Annotated in this window: 23 protein-coding genes and 2 tRNA genes; 4 read left to right on the top strand and 21 right to left on the bottom strand. The window is 69.3% G+C overall.

Features of this window, described 5'->3' with window-relative positions; genetic code table 11:
* Positions 1–312 precede the first annotated feature (312 nt).
* From ACFV8T_RS04845 to ACFV8T_RS04835, 3 genes are all read right to left on the bottom strand, one after another.
* Positions 313–385: transfer RNA gene (locus tag ACFV8T_RS04845), tRNA-Ala, on the bottom strand.
* 141 nt (positions 386–526) lie between these two features.
* On the bottom strand, positions 527–760 hold the full coding sequence (locus tag ACFV8T_RS04840; protein ID WP_015608461.1) for a hypothetical protein: 234 nt from the start codon (positions 758–760) through the stop codon (positions 527–529).
* 292 nt (positions 761–1052) lie between these two features.
* Positions 1053–2504 (bottom strand): MFS transporter, encoded by a 1452-nt coding sequence (locus tag ACFV8T_RS04835; RefSeq protein WP_385324552.1) that lies wholly within the window; start codon positions 2502–2504, stop codon positions 1053–1055.
* Between the two features lie 102 nt (positions 2505–2606).
* On the opposite strand from ACFV8T_RS04835, the gene ACFV8T_RS04830 reads away from it, so the two are divergent.
* Positions 2607–3482, top strand: coding sequence for a helix-turn-helix transcriptional regulator (locus tag ACFV8T_RS04830; protein WP_385324549.1), 876 nt, complete (start codon positions 2607–2609; stop codon positions 3480–3482).
* A gap of 42 nt (positions 3483–3524) precedes the next feature.
* On the opposite strand, the gene ACFV8T_RS04825 is transcribed toward ACFV8T_RS04830, so the two are convergent.
* The 7 genes from ACFV8T_RS04825 to ACFV8T_RS04795 all read right to left on the bottom strand — a co-directional run bounded on the left by ACFV8T_RS04825 (position 3525) and on the right by ACFV8T_RS04795 (position 7748).
* Positions 3525–3597, bottom strand: a tRNA-Ala gene (locus ACFV8T_RS04825).
* Between the two features lie 105 nt (positions 3598–3702).
* Entirely contained in the window at positions 3703–4356 is a 654-nt protein-coding gene (locus ACFV8T_RS04820; RefSeq protein WP_385324784.1) for a histidine phosphatase family protein, read from the bottom strand.
* Positions 4353–4784 (bottom strand): ribosome silencing factor, encoded by a 432-nt coding sequence (gene rsfS / locus ACFV8T_RS04815; RefSeq protein WP_093542624.1) that lies wholly within the window; start codon positions 4782–4784, stop codon positions 4353–4355. The genes ACFV8T_RS04820 and rsfS overlap by 4 nt, the downstream gene beginning before the upstream one ends.
* A 114-nt stretch (positions 4785–4898) precedes the next feature.
* Complete coding sequence (locus tag ACFV8T_RS04810) at positions 4899–6674, bottom strand: LCP family protein (protein WP_385324546.1); 1776 nt, start codon at positions 6672–6674, stop codon at positions 4899–4901.
* Between the two features lie 19 nt (positions 6675–6693).
* A complete protein-coding gene (gene nadD, locus ACFV8T_RS04805) occupies positions 6694–7311 on the bottom strand; it encodes a nicotinate-nucleotide adenylyltransferase (protein WP_124717753.1) in 618 nt (205 codons plus the stop codon).
* Positions 7312–7349: 38 nt separating this feature from the next.
* Entirely contained in the window at positions 7350–7514 is a 165-nt protein-coding gene (locus ACFV8T_RS04800; protein WP_177328009.1) for a hypothetical protein, read from the bottom strand.
* 84 nt (positions 7515–7598) lie between these two features.
* Complete coding sequence (locus ACFV8T_RS04795; protein WP_385324543.1) at positions 7599–7748, bottom strand: hypothetical protein; 150 nt, start codon at positions 7746–7748, stop codon at positions 7599–7601.
* A gap of 111 nt (positions 7749–7859) precedes the next feature.
* Between ACFV8T_RS04795 and ACFV8T_RS04790 the strand changes: the two genes are divergently transcribed.
* A complete protein-coding gene (locus ACFV8T_RS04790; RefSeq protein WP_385324541.1) occupies positions 7860–9005 on the top strand; it encodes a M48 family metallopeptidase in 1146 nt (381 codons plus the stop codon).
* On the opposite strand, the gene ACFV8T_RS04785 is transcribed toward ACFV8T_RS04790, so the two are convergent.
* The 5 genes from ACFV8T_RS04785 to proB all read right to left on the bottom strand — a co-directional run bounded on the left by ACFV8T_RS04785 (position 8917) and on the right by proB (position 14265).
* Positions 8917–10059: a hypothetical protein gene (locus ACFV8T_RS04785; RefSeq protein ID WP_385324539.1), complete on the bottom strand. Its 1143-nt coding sequence runs from the start codon at positions 10057–10059 to the stop codon at positions 8917–8919. The two genes, ACFV8T_RS04790 and ACFV8T_RS04785, sit on opposite strands and share 89 nt — an antisense overlap.
* Positions 10060–10451: 392 nt before the next feature.
* Positions 10452–11051 (bottom strand): hypothetical protein, encoded by a 600-nt coding sequence (locus ACFV8T_RS04780; RefSeq protein ID WP_385324537.1) that lies wholly within the window; start codon positions 11049–11051, stop codon positions 10452–10454.
* Positions 11052–11119: 68 nt separating this feature from the next.
* Positions 11120–12403, bottom strand: coding sequence for a glutamate-5-semialdehyde dehydrogenase (locus ACFV8T_RS04775; protein ID WP_385324535.1), 1284 nt, complete (start codon positions 12401–12403; stop codon positions 11120–11122).
* A 131-nt stretch (positions 12404–12534) separates the two neighbouring features.
* Complete coding sequence (locus tag ACFV8T_RS04770) at positions 12535–13035, bottom strand: hypothetical protein (protein ID WP_385324533.1); 501 nt, start codon at positions 13033–13035, stop codon at positions 12535–12537.
* A 144-nt stretch (positions 13036–13179) separates the two neighbouring features.
* Positions 13180–14265: a glutamate 5-kinase gene (gene proB / locus ACFV8T_RS04765; protein WP_385324782.1), complete on the bottom strand. Its 1086-nt coding sequence runs from the start codon at positions 14263–14265 to the stop codon at positions 13180–13182.
* A gap of 442 nt (positions 14266–14707) precedes the next feature.
* Here proB and ACFV8T_RS04760 point away from each other — a divergent pair, with 442 nt between their 5' ends.
* Both ACFV8T_RS04760 and rfbC read left to right on the top strand, forming a co-directional pair.
* Positions 14708–16747 carry a glycosyltransferase family 2 protein gene (locus tag ACFV8T_RS04760; RefSeq protein WP_385324530.1) on the top strand — a complete coding sequence of 680 codons (2040 nt, stop codon included), beginning with the start codon at positions 14708–14710 and terminating at the stop codon, positions 16745–16747.
* Between the two features lie 86 nt (positions 16748–16833).
* Positions 16834–17433, top strand: a complete 600-nt coding sequence (gene rfbC / locus ACFV8T_RS04755; protein ID WP_385324528.1) for a dTDP-4-dehydrorhamnose 3,5-epimerase — start codon at positions 16834–16836, stop codon at positions 17431–17433.
* A gap of 67 nt (positions 17434–17500) precedes the next feature.
* Here the strand turns inward: rfbC and ACFV8T_RS04750 are convergent, their stop codons facing one another.
* The 6 genes from ACFV8T_RS04750 to ACFV8T_RS04725 all read right to left on the bottom strand — a co-directional run bounded on the left by ACFV8T_RS04750 (position 17501) and on the right by ACFV8T_RS04725 (position 24922).
* Positions 17501–18295 (bottom strand): class I SAM-dependent methyltransferase, encoded by a 795-nt coding sequence (locus tag ACFV8T_RS04750; RefSeq protein ID WP_266419318.1) that lies wholly within the window; start codon positions 18293–18295, stop codon positions 17501–17503.
* Between the two features lie 156 nt (positions 18296–18451).
* Positions 18452–19336: a dTDP-4-dehydrorhamnose reductase gene (rfbD, locus tag ACFV8T_RS04745; protein ID WP_385324525.1), complete on the bottom strand. Its 885-nt coding sequence runs from the start codon at positions 19334–19336 to the stop codon at positions 18452–18454.
* Positions 19333–20319, bottom strand: a complete 987-nt coding sequence (gene rfbB, locus ACFV8T_RS04740) for a dTDP-glucose 4,6-dehydratase (RefSeq protein ID WP_266419312.1) — start codon at positions 20317–20319, stop codon at positions 19333–19335. Before rfbB ends, rfbD begins: the two co-directional genes overlap by 4 nt.
* A complete protein-coding gene (locus ACFV8T_RS04735; RefSeq protein ID WP_072483610.1) occupies positions 20316–21386 on the bottom strand; it encodes a glucose-1-phosphate thymidylyltransferase in 1071 nt (356 codons plus the stop codon). Before ACFV8T_RS04735 ends, rfbB begins: the two co-directional genes overlap by 4 nt.
* Before the next feature lie 136 nt (positions 21387–21522).
* Entirely contained in the window at positions 21523–22749 is a 1227-nt protein-coding gene (locus ACFV8T_RS04730) for a glycosyltransferase family 2 protein (RefSeq protein ID WP_385324523.1), read from the bottom strand.
* Positions 22750–22891: 142 nt separating this feature from the next.
* Entirely contained in the window at positions 22892–24922 is a 2031-nt protein-coding gene (locus ACFV8T_RS04725; RefSeq protein WP_385324779.1) for a hypothetical protein, read from the bottom strand.
* Between the last annotated feature and the right edge of the window lie 101 nt (positions 24923–25023).

Below are 25023 nucleotides of genomic sequence, written 5' to 3'. Positions count from 1 at the left end.
AAAAATCCCCTCGCACAGGAGGGGACGCCGCGCTGATTCCGACCAGGCATTCTCACCGGTCGGGACTGATCAGCGCGGCTCGCTAAGCAGAAGGCGTACGGCACGCATGGCGTCAGGGTACCGCACAGGCCCGGAATCGGGCCGGGCGCGACCGAACCATGGACAGGGGGCGGGAGCGACCGTACGGCGGAACTCCCGGCCTTCCGGCAGGTCGAGCGGCGGGGGCGCAGGGCACCGGGAGACACCGGCATACGCGTCACATACGAGAAGCGGGTCACTCTGTATGAGTGACCCGCTTCTCGTTCTTCACTGTGGAGCTAAGGAGAATTGAACTCCTGACCTCCTGCATGCCATGCAGGCGCTCTACCAACTGAGCTATAGCCCCGTGCTGTGTGCCGCCCGGTTTCCCTGGCGACATCGAGAACATTACCGGTGACCCCGCCGGTCCACCAAATCGATTCCCACCTGCGTCGATTTGGCCGATTTTGCCGCATCTGGTTCGCAATCGGCGGCGCCGCTGAAGGGGTCAGGCCGTGGCGAAGGAGTAGAAGCGCTTGAGCGTGCAGTGCTCCTCCAGCAGCCGACCGTAGATCGGCTCCCCCTCCAGCTCCCGATAGGTCTCGATCGGGTCGCCCTTTATGATCAGCGCCCGCGCGCACTCCTCGCACCAGTACTGGTACTCCGGATTGATCGGATCCATGTCCCTGACGATGGGCGTACCGCTGCCGCACCAGTCGCATTTCCGCCTGTGTGCACCCATGGGTCAGCTCCGGCTTTGGCCGCGGGCGGTGCACACACGGAGAGCTCCACCGCTCCCGCCGGGCATCCGGGCACCATCGGACGGACCGGAGGCACGGCGGCCGGCGCGGGCGCGGCTTCCGGCGGTTGCGGGAAATCCTGGAACGGGGAACTCACGAACAAGGAGCAGGTCCGGGACCTCGTGGCGGCTCGCAGGCATCGCGCACTCCCTCCCGTTCGGTCCGTCGCCCCCTCCGGCGCTCCGATTCTGCCATGACCCCGCAAGGGGGGCAGCCCGCCGGAGTTCCGGCCGCTCACCGACGCCGTACGAGACCCGCCGCCGCGCCTGCGGTCGCGGCAGCGGAGAGCCCGAGGGCGCATACCCACAACGCATGCCCCGACCCCTGCGCCCCTTGCGCATCAAGGCGGTTGAGATAGAGCGTGCCGAACACGGCGACCCCGGCCAACTGACCGAGTTGAGTGACCGTCACCAATACGCCGCTCGCGTCGGCCGCGTCGTCAGGACGTACGTCCGCCAGCGCCCTCGTGAGGGTGGGACTGAAGCCCAGCGCCAGACCGACGCCCATCACCGCAAAGGCTGCATACAGCGCGGGCCCGCCGTCGCCGCCGCCGCGCATCAACAGCCCGACCGCCACGACGGCGACGGCCACGAGCCCGAACCCGCCCGGCGCCAGGCCCCTTTGGAGCCCTGCGGACCACCGTCGCCAGGTCAGTCCGGTCGCGCCGAATACCAGCGCGGTCGGTGCGAACATCAGTCCCGCACGCAGCGGCGAGTAGCCCAACCCTCCCTGGACGTGCAGCGTCATCGCGAAAAGGAAGCCCGCGTTGATCGCCATCACCAGGAGAATACGCAGCGCCGCTCGGGCGATGCCGGGAACGCGCAGCACCCTGGGTGCGATCAGGGGCGCACCACCGCGCGCGGCCAGCCGTGACTCGTATCCGACGAAACCGGCGACGAACCCCGCGGAGGCCGCCAGGCAGACCCGGGACCAGACCGGCCAGTCCAGCTCCTGCCCGAGCACCAGGGGGACGGTGAGCAGTGTGACGGCGGCGGCGAGCAGCACCAGCCCCGGCAGATCGAGCCCGCGGGCCCGTGCCTGGACCCGTCCGGGCGCGGTGCGCGGTTCGCGCGGCAGCACACGGATGCCGAGCACCAGCAGAACGAGCCCGATCGGCACGTTCACCAGGAAGACCGGCCGCCAGCCGGCGCCGAACAGATCGGCGCTGACCAGCACTCCGCCGACCACCTGCCCGGCGGCCGCCCCGGTGGCGAGCACCGCGCTGTAGGCACCGAGCGCCCGCATCCGTGCCTCACCGGTGAAGTGGCGCTGGATGAGGCTGAGCACCTGCGGAATCATCACCGCCGCGGCTCCGCCCTGCACCAGTCGGAAGGCGATCAACTGCCCGGATCCCGCGGCGAGGCCGCAGGCCAGCGAGGCCGCGGTGAAGACCCCGAGCCCGGCCAGATGGGCCCGGCCGTGCCCGAACAGGTCACCGAGCCTGGCACCGGTGATGAGCAGCACGGCGTACGTGATGGTGTAGCCGGCCACGATGAGCTGCAACCCGGCGCCGGAAGCGCCGAGTTCGCTCTGGATCGTCGGGGCGGCGACATTGACGATGAAGATGTCGAGCAGTGCCATGAACTGAGCCGCGAGGACCAGGGCGAGCACTCTCCCGGAGCGGTTGTCAGTGATGGGGTCTTTACTGGTTGCGGAACGTGGAGTTGCCTCGGAGGCCGTCGTCATGACATCGAGCCTGGCCCCGGCCGCATACGGGTAACGAGAGCCCGCTGATGCTGGTACCGACAGCACCTGGCAACTCCCTTGCCGGGCACCGATCATGGGGGTGTGACTACGGTGACGACACATCAGTCGGCGCACCGGGCGGGCCGGCACCGTCGGCGTCCGGAGCTCGCGGCCTTTCTGCGCAATCGCCGGGCGCGGGTGACCCCCGCCGATGTGGGCATGGCACCCGGACTGCGCCGCCGCACCCCGGGCCTGCGCCGCGAGGAGGTCGCGCAGCTCTCCGGCGTCGGTGTCACCTGGTACACCTGGCTGGAACAGGGCCGTCCGATCAACGCGTCACCGCAGGTGCTGGACGCCGTGGCGCGCACGCTCCGGCTGGACGCGTCGGAGCGCGAACACCTCTACCACCTGGCGGAGGTGGCCTGCGCACCCGGCAGACAGGACGACGTCGTCGAGGTGGGGCCGGAGATCCAGGGCATCATCGACGCGCTCGATCCGCACCCCGCCGTGGTCTACAACACGAGATACGACGTCCTGGCCACCAACCCCGCCTATCGCGACCTGTTCGCCGTCCCCGAGATCATGGGAACGGGGATACGCAACGTGCTGTGGACGCTGTTCACGATGTCCGAGGAGTCCTGTCCCGTCGTCCACCGGGCACAGGAGCTGCCGATCATGGTGGCCACGCTGCGGGGCGCGTACGGGCGCCATACGGGCGAGCCCGCCTGGGAGTCGTTCGTCGAACAGCTCTCGGCCACCAGCCCGTACTTCGCCGAGCTGTGGCGCAGTGGGAACGTCGCCCTGCCCGGACCGCGGGTGAAGACCTTCCGGCACCGGGCGTCGACCGGGGAGATACGGATGACCTCGGTGTCGCTGTCCGTCAATGGGCTGCCGGAGTGCCGGATCGTGGCGTACACCCCGGCCGACGAGGAGAGCAAGGAGCGGGTGGCCGCGCTGCGGCGGCGCCGGGAGGGGTGAACGCAAAGATCCCGTCCCTTGCCGGGGACGGGATCTTGATTGTGGAGCTAAGGAGAATTGAACTCCTGACCTCCTGCATGCCATGCAGGCGCTCTACCAACTGAGCTATAGCCCCGCTGTTCACTGTGTTTCTCTGCGTTTCCGCGCTGCGAACAAGAAGAACTTTAGCCTGTGACCTGCCAGAAAGTGAAATCCGGCCGAGAGGTCCGAGCGAGAGAGCCTAGGTGTCGTCGCCGAGCACCGGCTCGGGCAGCGTGCCGGCGTTGTGCTCCAGCAGGCGCCAGCCTCGCGCGCCCTCTCCCAGCACCGACCAGCAGCAGTTGGAGAGCCCTCCGAGGCCTTCCCAGTGGTGCGCCTCCAGGCCCAGCAGCCGGCCGATGGTGGTGCGGATGGTGCCGCCGTGGCTGACCACGACGAGCGTGCCGTTCTCGGGCAGCTTGTCGGCGTGTCCGAGCACGACCGGGGCTGACCGGTCGGCGACCTCGGTCTCCAGCTCACCGCCCCCGCGGCGCACGGCCTCGCCGCGCTTCCACGCGGCGTACTGCTCGCCGAACTGCCCGACGATCTCCTCATGGGTGAGACCTTGCCAGGCGCCCGCGTAGGTCTCGCGCAGTCCCGCGTCGTGCGCGACTTCGAGGCCGGTGATCGCGGCGAGCTCGGCGGCGGTGGCCGCCGCCCGCTGCAGATCGGAGGCGACGATCGCGTCCGGTTTCAGCGAGGCCAGCAGCCGGGCGGCCCGCTGGGCCTGTCCGACTCCGGCCTCGGTGAGCGCGATGTCCGTGGAGCCCTGGAACCTGCGCTCCAGATTCCATGCCGTCTGGCCGTGGCGCCAGAGAACGATCCTGCGGCCCCTGCCGCTTCCGCTGCCGTTCAGCTCTGCTCACCTTCCGTGCTGCCGGTGAGCCGGGCGTGCTCCTCGGCCTTTCCGCGGGTCTTGACGGCATCCTCGGGAAGCGGGATCTCGGGGCAGTCCTTCCAGAGGCGCTCCAGCGCGTAGAAGACACGCTCCTCGCTGTGCTGGACGTGGATGACGATGTCGACGTAGTCGAGGAGGATCCAGCGCGCGTCGCGGTCGCCCTCGCGGCGTACCGGCTTGGCGCCGAGCTCCTTCTGGAGCCGCTCCTCGATCTCGTCGACGATCGACTTGACCTGGCGGTCGTTGGGGGCCGAGGCCAGGAGGAAGGCGTCCGTGATCGACAGCACGTCGCTGACGTCGTACGCGATGATGTCGTGCGCGAGCCGGTCGGCGGCCGCCTGGGCGGCGGCGTTGATGAGCTCGATGGAGCGGTCCGTGGCGGTCACATGCAGGCTTTCGTCGGCGGTCAGATAGACCTCTAGGGTCTCACGGACCGCCGACAGCCCACACAGTGAATGTTCGAAGATCGAATCGACCTCATCCGGGCGGCCGGACGCGGGTCATTTGATCTTGTAGTTCTGGCCCAGCAGGACGGACACATCGGCGTTCGCGGCGGGCTTGCCCTGTTTCACCGCGTCCGCCGGCAGGCCCAGGGTCTTGGCGACCTGCGTCGCCTTCTCCTTGTCCGCCGCGGTCTTGTAGACGACCTCGGACAGTGCCACGGTTTCGGCCGTTCCACCGCCGACGAAGGTGTAGCCGCCGTTGACCAGCTTGATCTGAGCGGACTCCGTGCTGTCCTTGTTCCCGGTGGCGTTCTTGACGCCGACCCGCACCGCCGCGTCCGCGTCCGGAGCCTTGACCGTGCCGCCCAGGATGTCCTTGACGACGCTCTCGGTGGCCGCGTCGGTGAGTGATCCGTCGGCCTGCACCGGCAGCAGCGCCGTCTTGTAGTCGCCGACCTTGGCGTGCTGGGCGAGCTTCGCCAGGGAGGCGCCCAGGTCCTTCTCGGGAAGCGACGGGTCGAGGATCTGTGCCAGCGTCTGCACGGTGACCGTGGCGGCCTTCGGGTCGTCCGAGATCTTCCGCAACACGCCCCGCATGACCTCCCCGAACCGCATGAGCTGCTTCGTCTCGGCCTCGCCCGGCCCCCGGTAGGTGGCGTACGCGACGGCCATCCGGCCGCTCAGGGTCTGCGCCTCGCCCTTCTTCACCAGGGGGGAGGCGTCCTTCTTCGTGTCGGGCACCTCGGTGTCGGTGTCGACCTCGATGTTGCCGACCAGATCGACGAGGGTCTCCAGATACGGGGTGTCGAGCCGCCACGTGCCGCTGATATCGGTGCCGAGCAGCGTGCCGATGGAGTCGCGGGTGCCGGTGGCGCCGTCGTCCTCGACGGACTTGCCGAGGGTGGTCGTGGCGCCGTCGTCGTCGGCGACCGCGAGCGAGTTGGGAAGCAGGACCGTGGTGCCCTGTTTGGTCGTCACGTTGTCGACGAGCAGCGCCGTGGAGGTGCCGCCCTTCTTGGTGTTGTGCAGATGGACCACGATGACGTCCCGCTGCTGCGGGCCCGTCGTCGCCGTGTTGTCCTTGTCCGAGCCGGACAGGCCCGGAATCTTTCCGGCGGACCAGAGGTAGCCGACACCGCCGACCACGACCAGGGCCACCACGACTATGAGCGCGACCATGCGGTTGCGGCCGCGACGCCGTGCCTCCTCGCGCCGCTCACTGCGGCTCTCGGTGAACTTCAGCCAGTCGATGACGTCTTCGGAGTCCTCGTCGGGCTCCTCGATGAAGGAGAACTGCTCGGTGCGGTAGTCGCGGTCGGCGCGGCGCTGCCCGGGGACGGCCGCGTCCGGCTCCGCGTCGGCGCCGGACCCGGGTGCGGGCTCGGGTTCCGGCGAGGCCGGTGCGGGTGCGGGCGGGGACGGCTGCGCGGCCGCCTGCTGCGGGATGTTCCACTGCTGGGCGGTGTCGACCGCGGCGGGCTGCCGGCCGGTGTCGTAGTCATAGCCCTCATAGCCGCCGTATGCCTGCTGTTGCGGCTGCTGGGGCTGTTGGGTCTGCTGCGGCTGCTGGGGCGCATACGGGTCGTACGCCTGCGGCTGGACCTGCTGCGGCTGCTGGGGCTGGGCGTACGGGTCGTAGCCGTACCCCAGGTCCGCCTGTTGCGGCTGCTGATGAGGTTGTTGGGTCTGCTGCGGCTGCTGGGGCGCATACGGGTCGTACACCTGCGGCTGGACCTGCTGCGGCTGCTGGTACACCGGCTGCCCGTACTCGTCGTAGCCGATGATCTGCGGCTGCTGGTAGTACGGGTCGTACGGATTCTGTCGGTCGTTCACCGGTGCCCCTCTGCGTCGCTCATTCGCCGCGGTACAGCTGGCGCTTGTCGATGTAGCGGACCACACCGTCCGGCACCAGGTACCAGACCGGATCCCCCTGCGCGACCCTCTCACGGCAGTCCGTGGACGAGATCGCGAGCGCGGGAACCTCCACGAGGGAGACCCCGCCCTCCGGCAGCCCGGCGTCCGTGAGCACATGCCCCGGCCGCGTCACACCGATGAAGTGGGAGAGCGAGAACAGTTCGTCGGCGTCCCGCCAGGTGAGGATCTGGGAGAGCGCGTCGGCACCGGTGATGAAGAAGAGGTCCGCGTCGCCGTGGATCGCACGCAGGTCCCGCAGAGTATCGATGGTGTACGTGGGTCCGCTGCGGTCGATGTCGCTCCGGCTGACCGAGAACTGGGGGTTGGACGCCGTCGCGATGACCGTCATCAGATATCGGTCCTCGGCCGGGGAGACGTGCTTGTGGCTCTTCTGCCACGGCTGCCCGGTCGGAACGAAGATCACCTCGTCGAGGTGGAACTGGGCGGCCACTTCGCTGGCCGCCACCAGGTGTCCATGATGAATCGGGTCAAACGTCCCGCCCATCACGCCGAGTCGGCGCTTTCCGCGGCCGGTAGGCACTTCCTGCTCTCCCATGCGTGCAGAGCCTACTGGCACAGCTGTACGCCTTCGCCTCAGCGGTCGCGGTTGAAGCGAGTGGTGATCCAGAGCAGGAGCAGCAGCGCGACGAACGCACCGCCCCCGGTGAGATACGGGCTGAGGCTTTCGTGGTTGCCACCGTGCTCGCCGCCCTCGGAGGCGAGAGTGACCAGCTGGTGCGCGGTGCTCGTGAGGCTCATCTTCGGCAGGACCTATCGATCGGGAGTCGGAAGGAAGACGTCGCGCACATCGTATGCGGGAGCCCCGGGCACGCTCACGCCGACTCAGTCGTTGTTGTCGTTGCGGTATCCGCGGAGCAGGAACCAGCCGAGCAGTACGGCTCCGACGAGCGAGGCGAGCAGCACGATGCGAAGCGTGTTGCCGGGCCCCTGCTCCCCGGACGCGGCGGCGAGCAGAGCAACGGTATGCGGCATGTCGGGCGTCTCCTCAGTTATCCACAGCCCCCCGCACACCGTAGCCCCAGCACCTACGCTGGGATTTGTCAGGGGGGCGAGCGACATCTCGTACGAACAGGGGGCCCATTCATGACCGAACGCAGCCACGAGAGCCACGAGAACGTGCCGAGCAGGCAGCGCAGGCGTTTCGCAGGGATCTCGTCCCGGGCCTACGAGCACCCGGCGGACCGCTCGGCCCTGGTGGCCCTGCGCAAGCTGAGCGGTTTCGACACCGTGTTCAAGACACTGAGCGGCCTGCTGCCCGAGCGCAGTCTCCGGCTGCTCTTCCTCTCCGACTCCGTCCGGGTGAGCGACGCGCAGTTCGCCCACCTCAACGACATGCTTCGGGACGCCTGTTACATCCTGGACCTGGAGAAGGTCCCTCCGATGTATGTCAACCAGGACCCGCAGCCCAACGCCATGTGCATCGGCCTCGACGAGCCGATCATCGTGGTGACGACGGGGCTGGTGGAGCTGCTCGACGAGGAGGAGATGCGGGCCGTCATCGGCCACGAGGTGGGACACGCGCTCTCCGGCCACGCGGTGTACCGCACGATCCTTCTGTTCCTCACCAGTATCGCGCTCAAGGTCGCCTGGATACCGCTCGGCAATGTCGCGATCATGGCGATCGTGACGGCGTTGCGCGAATGGTTCCGCAAGTCCGAGCTGTCGGCCGACCGGGCCGGGCTGCTCGTCGGCCAGGATCTGCAGGCGTCGATGCGCGGTCTGATGAAGATCGCGGGCGGCAATCATCTGCACGAGATGAACGTGGACGCCTTCCTCGCCCAGGCCGACGAGTACGAGAAGGGCGGCGACCTGCGCGACTCGGTGCTCAAGATCCTCAACCTGCTGCCGCGCTCGCACCCGTTCACCACGGTGCGTGCGGCCGAGCTGAAGAAGTGGTCCGAGACCCGCGACTACCAGCGGATCATGGACGGCCACTACCCGCGGCGCGACGAGGACAAGGACACCTCGGTGACCGACTCCTTCCGGGAGTCCGCGGCCCACTACGCGGACACGGTGCGCTCCAGCAAGGATCCGCTGATGAAGCTGGTCGGCGACATCGCCGGGGGCGCCGGGGACCTGGGCGGCAAGCTCCGCGACAAGTTCACCGGCCAGGGCGGGGGCTCGGCCGGCAAGGGCGGCGCTACGGACGGCTCCGCGGACTCTGCGAGGCCACAGGAGCCGGGGAACCCTGATGGACCGGGGACCGGGTCAGGGCCTGCGGGGAGCTGACCGCCAGGGTTCCGCAGAGCGCCGCGGTGGGCCGGCCCGTGGCGTACGGGTCGGTGCCCGCGGGGCCGCGGGAGGCGGCGTGCTGTCCGGCGAGCAGCGGTCGCAGCGCACCGGTGGTGTCCGCCGGGCACGCCTCCGGTCCGGCCTGGACGTAGCTGGTGCGCAGCTCCGCCCGGTGCAGCCGCAGGTCATCCCGGTCGAAGCGGAAGTGCAGCTCGCGCCGTACGGTGAAGAGCGAGGCGCCGCTCGCCTGTTGGGGTCCCGCGACGGCCGGGCGGAGCGTGTAGGTGAAGGTGTGGTCCGACACCACCTCCAGCGTGTCGGACCCCTCCTCGGCGTAGCTCAGGGTGCCGTGGACCCGGATGTCCGGACCGGCCAGTGCCACCTTCGCCGGGTCGAACCGCACCAGCCACCCGGTCGCGGCATGCTGTCCGTCGTCCTGCGGCCGGTTCATGCTGCGCTCGACCTGGGCCGTCTGATCCGGATCGAGCAGCATTTCCACCGGGCGTACCGCGGCGCCGGTGAGAACGTCGGGGTCGAGCGAGGAGGCCACCAGATAGTCCTTGACCGTGGTCAGGGCGGTCTCCACCTGGCTGTCCGAGAAATTGTCCGTCCGCCTGACCGCCGGCAGATTGATGCCCGCGGCACCTGTGCCGAAGTGTGCGGCGGGGCTCTTCGCGAGGAGGGCGGCGGCGGTTCCGGCCGGTACGGCGCCCTGCGGCGCCAGGGGTACGACGGTCGACCTCAGCGGCTCGGCCCGTCTGCCTGCGGGCGCTTCGTAGGGGTGGCGAAGGCCCATGTACACGGCCATTCCGAAGGCCAGCGCGATCAGCAGGACCAGGGCGATGGTCGCTCTCGATCCGGTGCGCAGGTGCCGGGCCGGCAGGCTGCGTACGGCAGGGGCGTGGTCCTGCATGCGCTCCTGGGCGGAGAATTCCTGCAGCCGGGCAGCGCGCACGAACGACTCGTCGAAGACGAGTGACCGGTACTCGTCCTCACCGCCGCCCGCCGGACTCTCGGGCGGACCTTCTGGTGGTTCTCCGCGGCCTGCCATGACTTCTCCCGACTCCACGTCACCGACCGGGGCCGAAACGCTTCGCTCTGCTTCGGCCGATCGGCTTCGGACAGGGCCTGCCCGTCATGAGTTCGTATGACGTCGCACGACTGCGCATGTACGGACGAGTGAGAAGCCCCCTCGAAGAGAGGGGTCACACCTTCAGGGTAGGTCGATTACGACCGGGGTAAACGCCCAGCCGCGAGAGAACCGGGAAGAACCGCGGGAGAACCGGCCGGGAGTCCCGCCAGAGCCCGTGGGCACGCCTTCAGGGCGTGCGTGGAATGCGAAGGGAGTGGGGCATACAAGAGCATTCGCGGATACCCGGGCACATCGGGTACGCGCGGGCATGCGCCGGCACACGAGAGCCCGCCCCGCTGTCGGCGCGCGCCTCAGTCCGTACGGGGGAACGCGGACACCGTGGGGCGCAGATAGCCCGTGGAGGCCGATGGAGCGGGGCCGGGGGCGGAGCCGGGAGCGCTGTCCACGCCGGTCGTGGCGGGCGGCGGGGCGGGGTCCTGGCGGCTGCCGGAGGAGTTGCGGTAGACGGCGCTGAAGGCCAGCGCGACCATGCCGATGCCCATCAGCACGGCGAGCAGCCAGGCCACCGGCCGGTGCCAGCGCGCCGCACCACGGTAGGGCCGCAGAGCGCCGCCGTGGCGCCCGTAGGGGCCGGTTTCGTACGCGTCACCATCGGGGTCCGGCGGATCGCCGTAGGCGCTCTGGCGGCCGTACGCGCCGGGGCCACACCCCTCGTCGTAGAGGTCGTCGTCCATGGGGCCGCCGCCCGCCGGCGCCCGGGAGGCCTCGGCCTCGGCACGCGCCTGGGCGGCTGCCAGCAGCCGCTCGACGGCGGTCGGCTCATGGATCTCGGCGGCCCGTACGAAGTCCTCGTCGAACACCACGGAGGCGAAGTCCTCGTCCGCGCCCCCGCGGTCGTCGTCGGGCTCCCAGCCGTCCGGGAACGGCCTGCCCCCCACGTCGTCCGGCACGGCTCCAGACTAGCCCCGCCGGGTCGTTCTGGGCAGGGCGCCCGCAAACATTCACCGAACCCGGAAGGTCACCGCACGTGGCCGTCGCCCGTGACGATGTACTTCGTCGAGGTGAGCTCCGGCAGGCCCATCGGGCCCCTGGCGTGCAGCTTCTGCGTGGAGATGCCGATCTCGGCGCCGAAGCCGAACTGACCGCCGTCGGTGAAGCGGGTGGACGCGTTCACGGCCACCGTCGTGGAGTCCACCAGCTGGGTGAAGCGGCGGGCCGCGGCCTGGGAGGTGGTCACGATCGCCTCGGTGTGGCCGGAGGACCAGAGGCGGATGTGTGCGACGGCCGCGTCCAGCGACTCCACGACGGCCGCGGCGATGTCGTAGGAGAGGTACTCGGTCTCCCAGTCCTCCGGCGTCGCCTCCACCACGGTGGCCTTGGAGCCCTCGGCGTATTCCAGCACCCGCTCGTCGCCGTGCACGGTCACGCCCGCGTCGGCCAGCGCGTCCAGGGCGCGCGGCAGGAACTGCGCGGCGACGTCCTTGTGGACCAGGAGCGTCTCGGCGGCGTTGCAGACGCTCGGGCGCTGCGCCTTGGAGTTGATCAGGATGTCCACGGCCATGTCGAGATCGGTCTGCGCGTCCACGTACACATGGCAGTTGCCGGTGCCGGTCTCGATGACCGGCACGGTGGACTCCTCGACCACGGTACGGATCAGCGAGGCGCCGCCGCGCGGGATGAGGACGTCGACGAGGCCGCGGGCCCGCATCAGTTCGCGTACCGAGTCGCGGTTCTCGCCCGGGACCAGCTGCACCGCGTCGGCCGGGAGCCCGGAGCCGCCGACCGCGTCGCGCAGCACCCGTACGAGTGCGACGTTGGAGGAGTGCGCGGAGGACGAGCCGCGCAGCAGGACGGCGTTGCCCGACTTCAGGCAGAGGGCCGCGGCGTCGACCGTCACATTGGGCCGGGCCTCGTAGATGATCCCGACCACGCCGAGCGGCACCCGGACCTGTCGCAGGTCGATGCCGTTGGGCAGGGTCGAGCCGCGGACGACCTCGCCGACCGGGTCGGGCAGCGCCGCCACGTCCCGCACATCGGCGGCGATGGCGCGGATCCGTTCCGGGGTGAGGGTGAGCCGGTCGATGATCGACTCGCTGGTCCCCGCCTCGCGGGCGCGGGCGACGTCCTCGGCGTTGGCCGTGACGATCTCGGCCGTCCGCACCTCCAGCGCGTCCGCGATCGCCAGCAGCGCGTCGTCCTTCGCCGCGCGCGGCAGCGGCGCGATGTCGGCGGCGGCGGAGCGTGCCCGGTAGGCCGCCTGGGCGACCGGGGACATGTTGTCGTACGGCGAGAGCGTGGTCATGCCCGCAGGGTAGTGCGCACACTGCGGGCATCCGTCACTTATCCCGTGATGCGAGACGGCCGTGGTGCGGGACGACCGTACTGCGGGACGACCGTGCTGCCGGGACGGCCGCCCCGGCAGCGGGTGTCCCGTCAGTACGGGTGCACTCCGACCGGAGCGGCCGGGGGCGGCCCGTACCCCTCGGCGACGCGCTGGTGGTACGTCTCGCGGTCGATGACCTCCAGGCCGACGATCTCCCAGGGCGGAAGCCTGGCCGTGGAGCGGTGTTCGCCCCACAGCCGCAGCGCGACGGCCGCCGCGTCGTGCAGATCGCGGGCCTCTTCCCAGTAACGGATCTCCGCGTGGTCGTTGGCGTACCTGCTGGTCAGCAGGAAGGGATGGTCGTGCGCGAGCTGTTCGAGTCCGCGTCTGATCTCACTCAGCGGAGTGGCGGCTCCCGAGACGCTGAGCGTGATGTGCCACAGCTTCGACGGGGTGCGTTCCTCCTTCACCACCGTCTGCTCGGGCCGGGTGGTCCGGTCGTCCCCTCGCTCCGTGGTCCGGTTCCTGTCGAAGCCGGAACCTGCTCCGACGCTGGTCAGGGCCCGGCCACCCGTTCCTCGGGGCGGCGCCCCCGGGCGCGCTCGTCTCACCGGCGGCCTCCTGTGAATGCGTTTGCTGTGCTGTTACCCCGCTGTTTCCCCGCTACAAAGTTGACCAGTCCGCGGCCGGGGATGGGGCGGTTTTCGTGAAGGTCTCTGCCCCAAGACTGGACTTTCAGCCGTTTCAGGGGTTTGTCAGGTGTGCAGTACGACCAGATCGTCCCTGTGTACGACCTCGCGCTCGTAGGCCGGACCGAGTTCCCGCGCCAGGTCGCGGGTGGAGCGGCCGAGCAGCTGCGGGATCTCCTTGGCGTCGAAGTTGACGAGTCCGCGGGCCACGGGCCGGCCTTCGAGGTCGCGCAGCTCCACCGGGTCACCGGCGGTGAACTCGCCCTCGACCGAGGCGATTCCGGCGGGCAGCAGCGAGCTGTGGCGTTCGACGACCGCCTGCACGGCCCCGTCGTCGAGGGTCAGTGAACCCTGCGGGGTGGAGGCGTGCGCGAGCCAGAGCAGCCGGTCCGCCGAGCGGCGTCCGGTGCGGTGGAAGTACGTGCCGGTGTCGCGTCCGGCCAGGGCGTCGGCGGCCCGGCTCGCCGAGGTGAGGACGACGGGGACCCCGGCGGCCGTGGCGATCCGGGCGGCCTCGACCTTGGTGACCATGCCGCCGGTGCCGACGCCCGCTTTCCCGGCGCTGCCGATGGTGACGCCCGCGAGATCCTCGGGGCCGGCCACTTCGGCGACCCGCGAGGTGCCCGGGGTGCTGGGGTCGCCGTCGTAGAGGCCGTCCACGTCCGAGAGGAGGACCAGCAGGTCCGCGCGGACGAGATGGGCGACGAGCGCGGCGAGCCGGTCGTTGTCGCCGAACCGGATCTCGTCGGTGGCGACGGTGTCGTTCTCGTTGACGACCGGGAGCGCGCCCATGTCCAGGAGCTGGTCGAGGGTGCGGTAGGCGTTGCGGTAGTGGGCGCGGCGGCTGGTGTCGTTGCTGGTGAGCAGCACCTGGCCGACGCGTACGCCGTACCGTGCGAAGGAGGCGGTGTAGCGGGCGACCAGCAGTCCCTGGCCGACACTGGCGGCGGCCTGTTGTCTGGCCAGGTCCTTGGGCCGGCGCAGCAGTCCGAGCGGGGCGAGCCCGGCCGCGATGGCGCCGCTGGAGACGAGCACGATCTCGCGCTCCCCGCCGCTTCTCACCTTGGCCAGTACGTCGACGAGCGCGTCGACACGGTCCGCGTCGAGGCCGCCCGCCGCGGTGGTGAGGGATGAGGAACCGACCTTGACCACGATCCTGCGGGCCTCTGTGACGCCCTGTCTTGCCCCTGACACGTCCATCCCCAATGATTCGGCCTCGCCAGCCCCCGCAATCTACGCGAGCGGCGAAAACGGCGCCTGTGTGTTCCGCCCTCTGGACCGCGTCCGCCGCACCCGTGATCACGGCCGGGCGGGCCGTGGCACCCCGGAACAGTGCTGCTCCGCGGTTCCACCGCACCGGTTTTTCGTCCGCGCGACCGCGCGCACATACCGAATGGCTATCGACTCCTCGGGCAGAATCGGCACACTGTCGGCAGAATCACGCTGCGCCGGAGCAGGCAACCATCGGGGCGTCTCGATCATCTAACAGCCGATAGGGTGCACGGCGGGTGGCTTCCTATGCCCATTTTCAGCACCGCAGGCCCCGCATCCGCCGCCGGCCAGAGGGACTTCTAGCAGACATGGGACAGCAGCAATGCCAGTCAAAGTAAGTGTCGTCATTCCTGTATACAACCCGGGCAAGTACATCGACCCCTGCATCGACTCGCTGCTGCGACAGACCCTCCCCGCAGGGGAATTCGAAGTTCTCTTCGTCAACGATGGCTCGACGGACGACACTCGTGAGCGGCTCGAGAAGCTGGCCGGGGAACACCCGCATTTCCGTGTCATCACCATCCCGAATTCCGGCTGGCCCGGAAAGCCCCGCAACATCGGTGTGGACGAGGCGAAGGGCGAGTACGTCCAGTTCGTCGACCAGGACGACTACCTCGCCTCCGGCGCCCTTCAGCGGCTGTACGACATGGGCCACCGCAACGGTTCGGACATCGTCATCGGCAAGGTGGCGAGCAACTTCCGCGGCGTCCCCCACGGCGTGTTCAAGAAGAACCGCGAGAAGTGCACCCTGCAGGACGCGCCCCTGTACGACAGCCTCACGCCGCACAAGATGTTCCGTACGGAGTTCCTCCGCGAGAACGGCATCGCCTACCCCGAGGGCAAGCGCCGGCTCGAGGACCAGCTCTACATGATGCAGGCGTACTTCCCCGCCAAGGTCGTCTCGATCCTCGGCAACTACACCTGCTACTACTACTCGCGGCGGGACGACGGCCAGAACGCCGGATCCGCGAAGATCGTCCCGTCCGGCTACTACGGCAACCTCCGTGAGGTGCTCGACGTCGTCGTGGACAACACCGAGCCCGGCGAGTTCCGGGACATGCTGCTGCGCCGCTTCTACCGCGTCGAGATGCTCGGCCGGCTCAGCGAGCCCGCCGTCCTCAAGTACGACCCCGCGTACCTGGACGAGATGTGCGACGCCGTCCAGGGCCTGGCCGCGGACTTCATGGACGACGGGGTGCACGACGGGCTCGGCCCGGTGCTCCGGCTGCGCTCCACGCTGCTGCGCAACGACGACCGCCAGGGCCTCGTCCGGATCTCCCGCTTCGCCGCGTCGGTCAAGGCGGTGGCCCGTCTGGAGAAGTTCGACTGGCGGCCGGACGGCAGGATCGACCTCACCATCAGCGGCCGCCTCGTCCACGGCGAGGACCAGACCCCGCTGACGCTGCTGCGCCGCGACGGGCGCTACTTCCTGCACCCCGACCTCACCGAGGGTCTGCTGCCGGACGGCGAGCTCCTGGACGTCACCGACGACATGTCCGGATTCTCCGCCGAGCTGTCGCTGCGCAACCGCGAGACCGCCGTGGAGTGGTCCTGCCCCGCGAGCTTCACCGCCCGGGTCGAGGAGCTCGGCGACGACGTCTGCGAGGTCGTTCTGCACGGCACCGGCCAGATCGGCTCGGAGGCGGTCAAGGGCCGCGGCCGGGTCTCGCGCGGCTTCTGGGACGTCTGGGTGCCGCTGCGCGGTCTCGGTCTGGTCCGCAAGGCCCGGCTCGGCGCCGACCGCGCCCCGGAGGTGGACGCCGCCTGCCTGCCCGCCTCGCTGGGTTCGCCGGCCCGTGCCGTCATCCCGTACTTCACCGACCCGCACGGCAACATCACCCTCGATGTGGCCCGCCGCGCCAAGCGGCTGGCCGAATACCTCGAAGGGCGTCCGGTCCGGCGCTCCCCCGGCGGCCGTACCGAACTGCGGCTCGATCTGTTCACCACGTCCGCCACCGCGCCCTCCGCGACCACGCTGGTCCTGAGCCCGGCGGACGGCTCGGACGGGCCGTCCCACCAGCTCCGCACCACCCTGCGCCCCACCGACGGCCGGGCCCACCTCACCGTGCCCGACCGCGCGCCGGGCGTCGCACCCGGCACCTGGAAGCTCGCGGTCCGGCTGGACGGCGACAAGAACCCCCCGTTCCACCTCTGCGACGTCACTGTCGGCAAGGGCGGCCGGATCACCGTCGCCCAGGACCTGCCCGCGATCGACGCCGAGATCATGCGGGGGATCGTCGGCAGGCGCAGGAAGGCGAAGCTCCGCCGCGCCCTGCGCACCGTCGGCGGCCCCATCGTGCGCAGGCTCCCCGCCAAGAGCCGCAAGCGGGCGCGTCGCCTCGCCGCCCGGTTCACCGGCTGACCCGCGCCCGTACCTCCGTACGCTTCCCACCAGCACACACCGGCCGAGTGCATCGGCCACGAGCACCAGAACAAGGACGTGATCGCATGCGGCAGCTCTCCATCGCAGGGGCCTGGGTGCATGAGCCCAAGGTCTTCCCGGACAGCCGCGGCAGCTTCCACGAGTGGTTCAAGGCGTCGGAACTCAGCGAGGCCGTCGGGCACACGCTGCGGCTGGCACAGGCCAACTTCTCCATTTCCAGCCGGGGAACGCTGCGCGGCGTGCACTTCGCCGACGTGCCGCCGAGCCAGGCGAAGTACGTCAAGTGCGTGCGCGGCGCGGTGCTCGACGTCATCGTGGACATCCGGGTCGGCTCCCCCACGTACAAGCAGTGGGAAGCCGTCCGGCTCGACGACGTCGACCACCACTCCGTCTACCTCGCCGAGGGCCTCGGCCACGCCTTCATGGCGCTGACGGACGACGCCTCGGTCGCCTATCTGTGCTCCGAGGGCTACGCGCCCGGCCGCGAGCACGGCATCAACCCGCTCGACCCCGAGCTGGGCATCGAGTGGCCGCAGGGGATCACCCCGCTGCTGTCCGACAAGGACGCCGCGGCGCCCTCGCTGGCCGAGGCCGAGGAGCAGGGCCTGCTGCCCACGTACGAGGCGTGCCAGGAGTACTACGCGCAGCTGCGCGCCCGCGGCTGAGCCACCGGTACGCCGAAGCCCCCGCGGTCCGTACGGATCACGGGGGCTTCGCGCCGTCCGGGTGGGGTCAGCCCGTCACTGCCTCGATGCGCGAGCGCAGCGGCGCGAACGCGGAGCGCGGGCGGCGCAGGTTGCGGGCGCGGGCCAGGGCCGGCCAGAAGTCGGCGCGGAGCAGCGTCTCGGGCCGGACGGCGTTCTTGCGGACCAGTACCTCCTGGGGCACGTCCTGCGGATCGGGTACGACGAACTCCTCGATGATCTTGTCGTACGCGTTCTTCAGGACATCGCTCTCCGGGTTGGCGCCGAACACGGCGACCACGCCGGTCGGTTCCGTGTCCACCTCGACGACCACCAGGTCGGGGCGGTAGCGGCGCAGCACCTGTACCACCTTGTACACATCACCGGTCCAGTACTTGGTGTGCCGGTCGCGGGCCGCCTCGTCGACGTCGCGCGGCAGCATGTCGTCCAGCACGATCACGCTCGACCAGCGGGCGTGCTTCTCCACGTTCATGAAGTCGCGCAGGGCGTACTCGAAGAGGTGCATGCCGTCGATGAAGGCGAGCTCCAGCTTCGGGTCCCCGCCGAGAACGTTGAGCGGATCGCGGCGGGCGAGGGCGCGGAACGGGTTGCGGCCGTTGCGCAGGTGCAGCAGAGGGTCCTTGCGGGCGAAGAAGTCGTCGCTCGTCGCCTTGACCAGATGGACGTCACAGCTGATGTCCGTCACGACCCGGAAGGCGGGGTCGACGGCGACGGAAGGGACCCGTGAGAGGGCCAGGCTTCTGCCGTCGTTGACCCCGATCTCCAGATAGTTCCGGGGACGGTAGACGCGGTGCAGATGACGCAGGAAGTCGTGGCGGTTCACGTGGAGCAGCCCTTCGCAGAAAACCAACTGGTCTGGTTCCCGGCGAAGTTACCTCATGACCGCACTGTGATGTAAGCGTTCTCCCCCATGTAAACCTTCGTCGTGAACATCTTTGAAATTCGACGAGATTTGACCGTCTGTACGATCAATTGATGATCATGGCCGCTCTGCTGCTACAAGCGCCGGAAATGATTCCTCCAACGCCGCCCGCCAGTCCCGGACCGGTTCGATCCCGGCCGCGGCCCAGCGGTCGTGGCCCAGCACGCTGAAGGCGGGCCGGGGAGCCGGCCGTACGAAGGCCTCGCTGGTCGTGGGACGGACCCGCTCCGGGTCGGTGCCGAGGAGCCGGAAGATCTCCCGGGTGAAGCCGAACCAGGTCGTCTCGCCGCCGCTGGTGCCGTGGTAGACGCCGGCGGGCGCGGTGCCCGTGCGGGCGGCCTGCCCGAGCCGGACCAGCCGGTCGGCCAGATCGACGGTCCAGGTGGGCTGACCGCGCTGGTCGTCCACCACGTCGAGGGTGTCCTTGATGCCCTCCAGCTTGATCATCGTACGGACGAAGTTGCCGCCGCCCGCGCCGTAGAGCCAGGCGGTGCGGACCACGTAACCGGTCTCCGGCAGGGTGCTCAGCACGGCCTGCTCGCCGGCCAGCTTGGTGCGGCCGTAGGCGCTGCGCGGTCCGGTCGGGTCGTCCTCGGCGTACGGCTTCTCGCCGTCACCGGCGAAGACGTAGTCGGTGGAGACCTGGAGGAGCACGGCACCGTGTTCGCGGCAGGCCTCGGCGAGGACCGCGGGGCCCGTGCCGTTGACCCGCAGCGCGGCGTCCTCCTGGGACTCGGCGTCGTCGACCGCGGTCCAGGCGGCGCAGTTCACCACCACGGCGGGGCGGTGCCTCTCGAAGGCCGCCCGCACCGACGCGGGGTCGGCGATGTCCACGGCCGCCCGGTCCGCGGCGACCGCGGTGACGTCCTCACCGGCGAGCCGGGCCAGGACGTCCTGGCCCAGCATCCCGGCGGCTCCGGTGACCAGCCAGACGGCGCTCACAGCGCGGCCCGGTCCTTCAGCGGCTCCCACCAGGCGCGGTTGTCGCGGTACCACTGCACGGTCTCGGCGAGGCCGGTGCGGAAGTCCTTGCGGGCCTCGTAGCCGAGCTCCTCGCGGATCTTGGTGCAGTCGACCGAGTAGCGGCGGTCGTGGCCCTTGCGGTCCTCGACGTACGTGACGCTGGTGTCCCAGTCGGCGCCGCAGGCGTCCAGCAGCAGGCCGGTGAGCTCCTTGTTGGAGAGCTCGGTGCCGCCGCCGATGTTGTAGACCTCGCCGGCCCGGCCCTTGGTGCGGACCAGCTCGATGCCCTGGACGTGGTCGTCGATGTGCAGCCAGTCGCGGACGTTGGCGCCGTCGCCGTAGAGCGGGACCGTCTTGCCGTCCAGCAGGTTGGTGACGAAGAGCGGGATGACCTTCTCGGGGAAGTGGTGGTGCCCGTAGTTGTTGGAGCAGCGGGTCACCCGCACGTCGAGGCCGTGGGTGCGGTGGTACGAGAGCGCGATCAGGTCGCTGGACGCCTTGGCCGCGGAGTACGGCGAGTTGGGCGCGAGCGGGTCGGTCTCGGGCCAGGAGCCCTCGTCGATCGAGCCGTAGACCTCGTCGGTGGAGATGTGCACGAAGGTCTTGATGCCCGCCAGGTGCGCGGCGTGGATCAGGGTGTGGGTGCCCACGACGTTGGTCCGGACGAACTCGGCGCCGCCGTCGATGGAACGGTCCACGTGGGACTCGGCGGCGAAGTGCACCACCTGGTCGTGCTCGGCCATCAGCTTGGCGACCAGCTCCGGATCGCAGATGTCACCCTGCACGAACCGGAAACCGGGGTGGTCGCGCACCTCGTCGAGGTTGGCCGGGTTGCCCGCGTAGGTGAGCTTGTCGAGCACGGTGACGGCGATGTCGCCGGGGCCCTCGGGGCCGAGCACCGTACGGACGTAGTGCGAGCCGATGAAGCCGGCGCCGCCGGTCACCAGGATGTTGGTGGTCATGAAGAGATCTGCACCTTGCTGTGGTCGCCGAGTACGAGTCGGTGGGCGGACGGGGATCGGGGCGCGGGGGTCACTTCGACGTCACGGCCGATGAGCGACGCCTCGACGCGGCGGACACCGGCGATGGAGGCGCCCCGCAGAACGATGGAGTACTCGATCTCGCTGTCCTCGATGCGGACGTCCTCCGAGACCGAGGTGAACGGGCCCACGTACGCGCCGCTGATCACCGAACGGGCGCCGATGATCACGGGCCCGACGATGCGGCTGCCGCTGACCTTGGCACCCGCCTCGATCCGCACCCGGCCGATGATCTCGCTGTCCTCGTCGACCTCGGCGTCCTCGTGGAACGGCTCGACGGCCTCCAGGACGGTCCGGTTGACCTCCAGCATGTCGGTGACGTTGCCGGTGTCCTTCCAGTAACCGTGGATCGTGGTGGAGCGCACGTCGCGCTTCTGGTCGATCAGCCACTGGATGGCGTGCGTGATCTCCAGCTCGCCGCGCCAGGACGGCTCGATCGAGCGGACCGCCTCGTGGATGGCGGGGGTGAAGAGGTAGACGCCGACGAGCGCCAGATCGCTCTTGGGCTCCTTCGGCTTCTCCTCCAGCGCCGCCACCCGGCCGTCGGCGTCGAGCTCCGCGACGCCGAAGGAGGTCGGGTTGGGCACCTGCGTCAACAGGATCTGCGCGTCGGGCTTGTCCGCGCGGAACTCCTCCACCAGACCGGTGATCCCACCGACGATGAAGTTGTCGCCGAGGTACATGACGAAGTCGTCGTCCCCCAGGAAGTCGCGCGCGATCAGCACCGCGTGGGCGAGGCCGAGCGGCTCGTCCTGCGGGATGTACGTGACCTCGATGCCGAGCGCGGAACCGTCGCCGACCGCCTCGCGGATCTCGGGCGCGGTGTCGCCCACGATGATGCCGACCTCGGTGATGCCCGCTTCCGCGATGGCTTCCAGGCCGTAGAACAGCACGGGCTTGTTCGCCACCGGCACCAGCTGCTTGGCCGAGGTGTGGGTGATGGGACGCAGGCGGGTGCCGGCCCCTCCGGATAGTACGAGAGCCTTCACGTGACCAGTCCCCATGGTGATCTGTCGGTCCTGTCGCGGGCGCGACGTCCGAATGATTTTACTGAGCTTCTCTTCGTGATCTTCGGTGAATCCGTCGTGCGGCGCACTCGGCGGCCGCCCGACGGTCGAGCGGCCGTCACTCCACGCTCAGCCGCTCCTTCCATCGCCTCAAGTCGCGGCGCATCCTGCGGGCCACCCGCCTGGACAGCGAGGCCCGGCGGGCGGCGGCCTTCGGCTGCTCGATGCGCTTGCCGTCGTGCCAGTCCGGCACGGTGACCTCGTAGTTGGATTCGGCCAGACCGGCCGACCTGTCGCGGAAGTGCGGGTACGCGAGGTAGAGCGTGTCACCGTTGCGCGAGCGGACCACGTCCGGGACCGTCTTCGCCCGGATGTACCGCACCACCTCGATGAGCAGATCCATTCTGCCCCGTGCCACACAGGCGAGACGCAGCCGCTCCGGCACCTTGATCAGCCGGGCCACGCCGTCGTGCCAGTACGTGTCCATCAGCGGAGCCGCGAGTTCTATCTTGCGCCGCCGGACTTCCTCGGAATCCTTCAGCACGACGGGGCCGAACTGCTGGAGCATCCCGACCGTGAAGGGACGGACCATCAGGAAATCCCGTTTCGGACCCGCGGGCTCGATCCGGTGAATGAGCGCCATCATGGCCCGCATCGAGTCGAAGCGCCATTCATAGGTGCCGCTCTTCGTGACGTGCTTCCCGTCGTCACGCCCCACCAGGTAATAGCAGACGTAATTGGAGATCACCGAGACCCCGGCACCGCGCAGATATGCCTCCATCGTGAAGAGGGCGTCCTCACCGGTTCTGAGATTCTCGTCGAACCTCAGGGAGAGACGCTCCAGGAGTTCACGCCGGAAGAGCTTCTGTGCGCTCAGGGTGTAAATGACCTTGGAATTGTAGACGTCGACACGTTCCTTGGTGGCCCGCCACATCGACTGCGGCGCCCCTCTGTTCACGCCGACCACCTTGCCGAGCACCACATCGGTGCCCGCCCGGTCGGCCATGGCCACCATCCGCTCCAGGGCCTCGTCGCCGAAGTAGTCGTCCGCGTCCAGAAAGAACACATAGCGGCCGCGGGCCAGACCGATCCCCACATTACGCGGACCACTGGGACCGCCGGAGTTCTTCTGCCTGACCACTCTGGTCGGAACTTTCGACTTCGCGGCGAATTCCTCCAGATACTCACCGGTGCCATCGGTGGAACCGTCGTCGACTGCGACGATTTCGATCCGATCCGCACCGATGGTCTGCGCCTCCACCGATTCGAGACAGCGTATGAGATAGGGCATCGCCTCATATGCACCGACAACCACAGTCACGTCAGGAATTTGCGTCTCGTTCACACAAACAGAAGACAGTCGGCCCGGTCCGTTGGTTGTCTGACGCCACACGACTAAATGGTGACACTCATCACAAAGGCCCGGCACAACCCTTTGGAGGGCTATGCCGGGCCTTACCCGATCATGTAATGGCGATGGTCGACTTTCAGCCGCCCACGGGCTCGCCCAGGCTCGTCGCCACTCCGGCGTTCCGCGCGTCGGACTTGGCCGCGAGCTCCGTCACGGCCGTGTCGAACTGCACGATCGAGGTGGGCTCGTCCGGGCCGAGGAGGTACTGCTTGAGCTCGCTCCTGGCATCCGCCAGGGTGTCCGCGGCCGGATCGGTCACCGCGGCGAGCAGGGCGTCCAGCTCGACCGCCGAGTTGGACAGGATCACCGCGGCGCGTACTGCGGTGTTATGCCGGCGGAACTCGTCCTCGCCCAGTTCGGCCGAGTCCGTGACCGCGTACGGCTTGCCGCTCGCGATGAAGTCGGACACCACGCTGGAGATGTCCGAGACCATGGCGTCCGACTCGTTGAAGCAGTCGTACAGCCGCATCTGGGCGCCGGTGATGACCCGGTGCTCCCACCAGCCCTGCGCACGCCAGGACGCCGCGTTCCACTCGTCCTTGAGCTTCGCCGTCTCGGCCTCGCGCGCCGGGTCGGCCAGCGAGTCCCGGGACAGTTCCGCCTCGTCCCGCGCGGTGCGCCCGCCGCCGGCCAGCTCGGCCAGCCGTGCCTCGATACGGGCCAGCTCGGCCCGCGCCTCGGCCTGCTCGCCCTGCAGCGCGGCCGACTGCTCCGCCCAGCGGGGGTCGGTGGCGCGCTGGGCGGCGGCCTGCTCGATCATCGCGGTGATGCGCAGGTGCACCGCCTTGGCCTTGGCGCTGCGGGTGCCGGTGAAGGGGTGCGGCTTGTAGAGCAGCCGGACCGGCTGCTCGGCCTTCAGCAGCCGCCTGACGATGTTCTCGCCGGCCAGCAGCAGGGAGGTGTTGCCCGGGTTGTCGTCCCAGCCCTCCCAGGTGGGGGCGTACAGCACGGTCGGGATCGGGTTCTTGCCCGTGCCGGACCAGGGCTGGATGGCGGCCAGCTGCGGGCGGCCCACCTCCACGATGTCCTCGTCGCGCACGCCTACGTCGGCCAGCGCGTAACGGTCGCGGCCGGCCCGGCCCGCGGTCCACACCTCGTCGTAGACCTTGCTGTACGGGTTGACGCTGGCGATCTTGTCGCTGTCGCCGTGGCCGATGAAGACATGCTTCATCGTCGGCACCCGGAGCAGGTGGATGTTCTTGCCGACGTTGGCCGCGTAGAGCGCGACCCGTACCGACGAGAGGTCCAGGTTCATCAGGTGCACGCCGCCGGGCACGCAGAGCACCGGCACCGAGGTCGTGGCGAGCTGCGGCAGGATGTTGCGCTCACGCAGCAGGATCATCGGCCGCCCGCCGAGCTGGGCCATCGTCTCCAGCCACATGTTGACCTGGTAGGCGGAGTCCTTGGAGCCGGAGAAGTACAGCATCACCGTCGGCCGGTACTCGGCGAGCCAGTCGCCCACCGCGTTGAGGACCTTGGTCTCCGGCGGTACGAGCCGGCTCGGCCGGACGTACGGCAGCAGCGCCGCCAGGTAGCAGACCGCGAGCACGAGCGTCAGGCCGAGGCCGACGTACGCGATGGCCTCCTTGCCGGTCTCGATCGCGACCAGCACGCCCACCATCGAGAAGACGTCCAGGTGCAGCATCTTCTCCGCGGGCCGGCTCATCAGGCGCTGCGGCGGGGCATCGGCGATCCGCACCGACGCCAGGTCGATGTTGCGGGTGACCACCGGAAGCTTGCGGCGCAGCCGGATCAGGGTGACCATCGCGCTCTGCGGCGCCTGGAGTCCGTAGAACGCCAGCAGACAGGCGACCGTGACGTAGAAGAGCGTCTCCTCGCCGTATCCCATGCGGGACAGCAGCAGGATGAGCAGCAGTTGCCGGACCAGGAAGCGGATCGAAAGCCCCGCCCGGACGGCGGCGAGCCGGTTGATCAGATAGCTGCCGCAGTGGTGCAGATACCGGTCCGCGAGATAGGTGACCGCGGTGGCCGCGGCGAAGAACCAGAGATTGGGGATTATTGCCGCGAGCATTATGCACGGGAACCCCAGAGCCACCAGGAGCGCGGCGGCCAGCTCCGAACCGCTGCCCACCCGAGCCAAGCGCATGGCTTTCGAAATCACGAAGTACCGCTCCCGAGGGTGCCGACTTTTTACCTTACGAGGGGATTGTGAAGACAGAGCTTCACGAATTCGGACCCCTGCAGTTC

Origin of the sequence: Streptomyces sp. NPDC059832, from assembly GCF_042731715.1 — a bacterium.
Lineage (GTDB): Bacteria > Actinomycetota > Actinomycetes > Streptomycetales > Streptomycetaceae > Streptomyces.
Note: the sequence above shows the minus strand (reverse complement) of the source record. Positions and strands in the feature narration are given on the sequence as shown.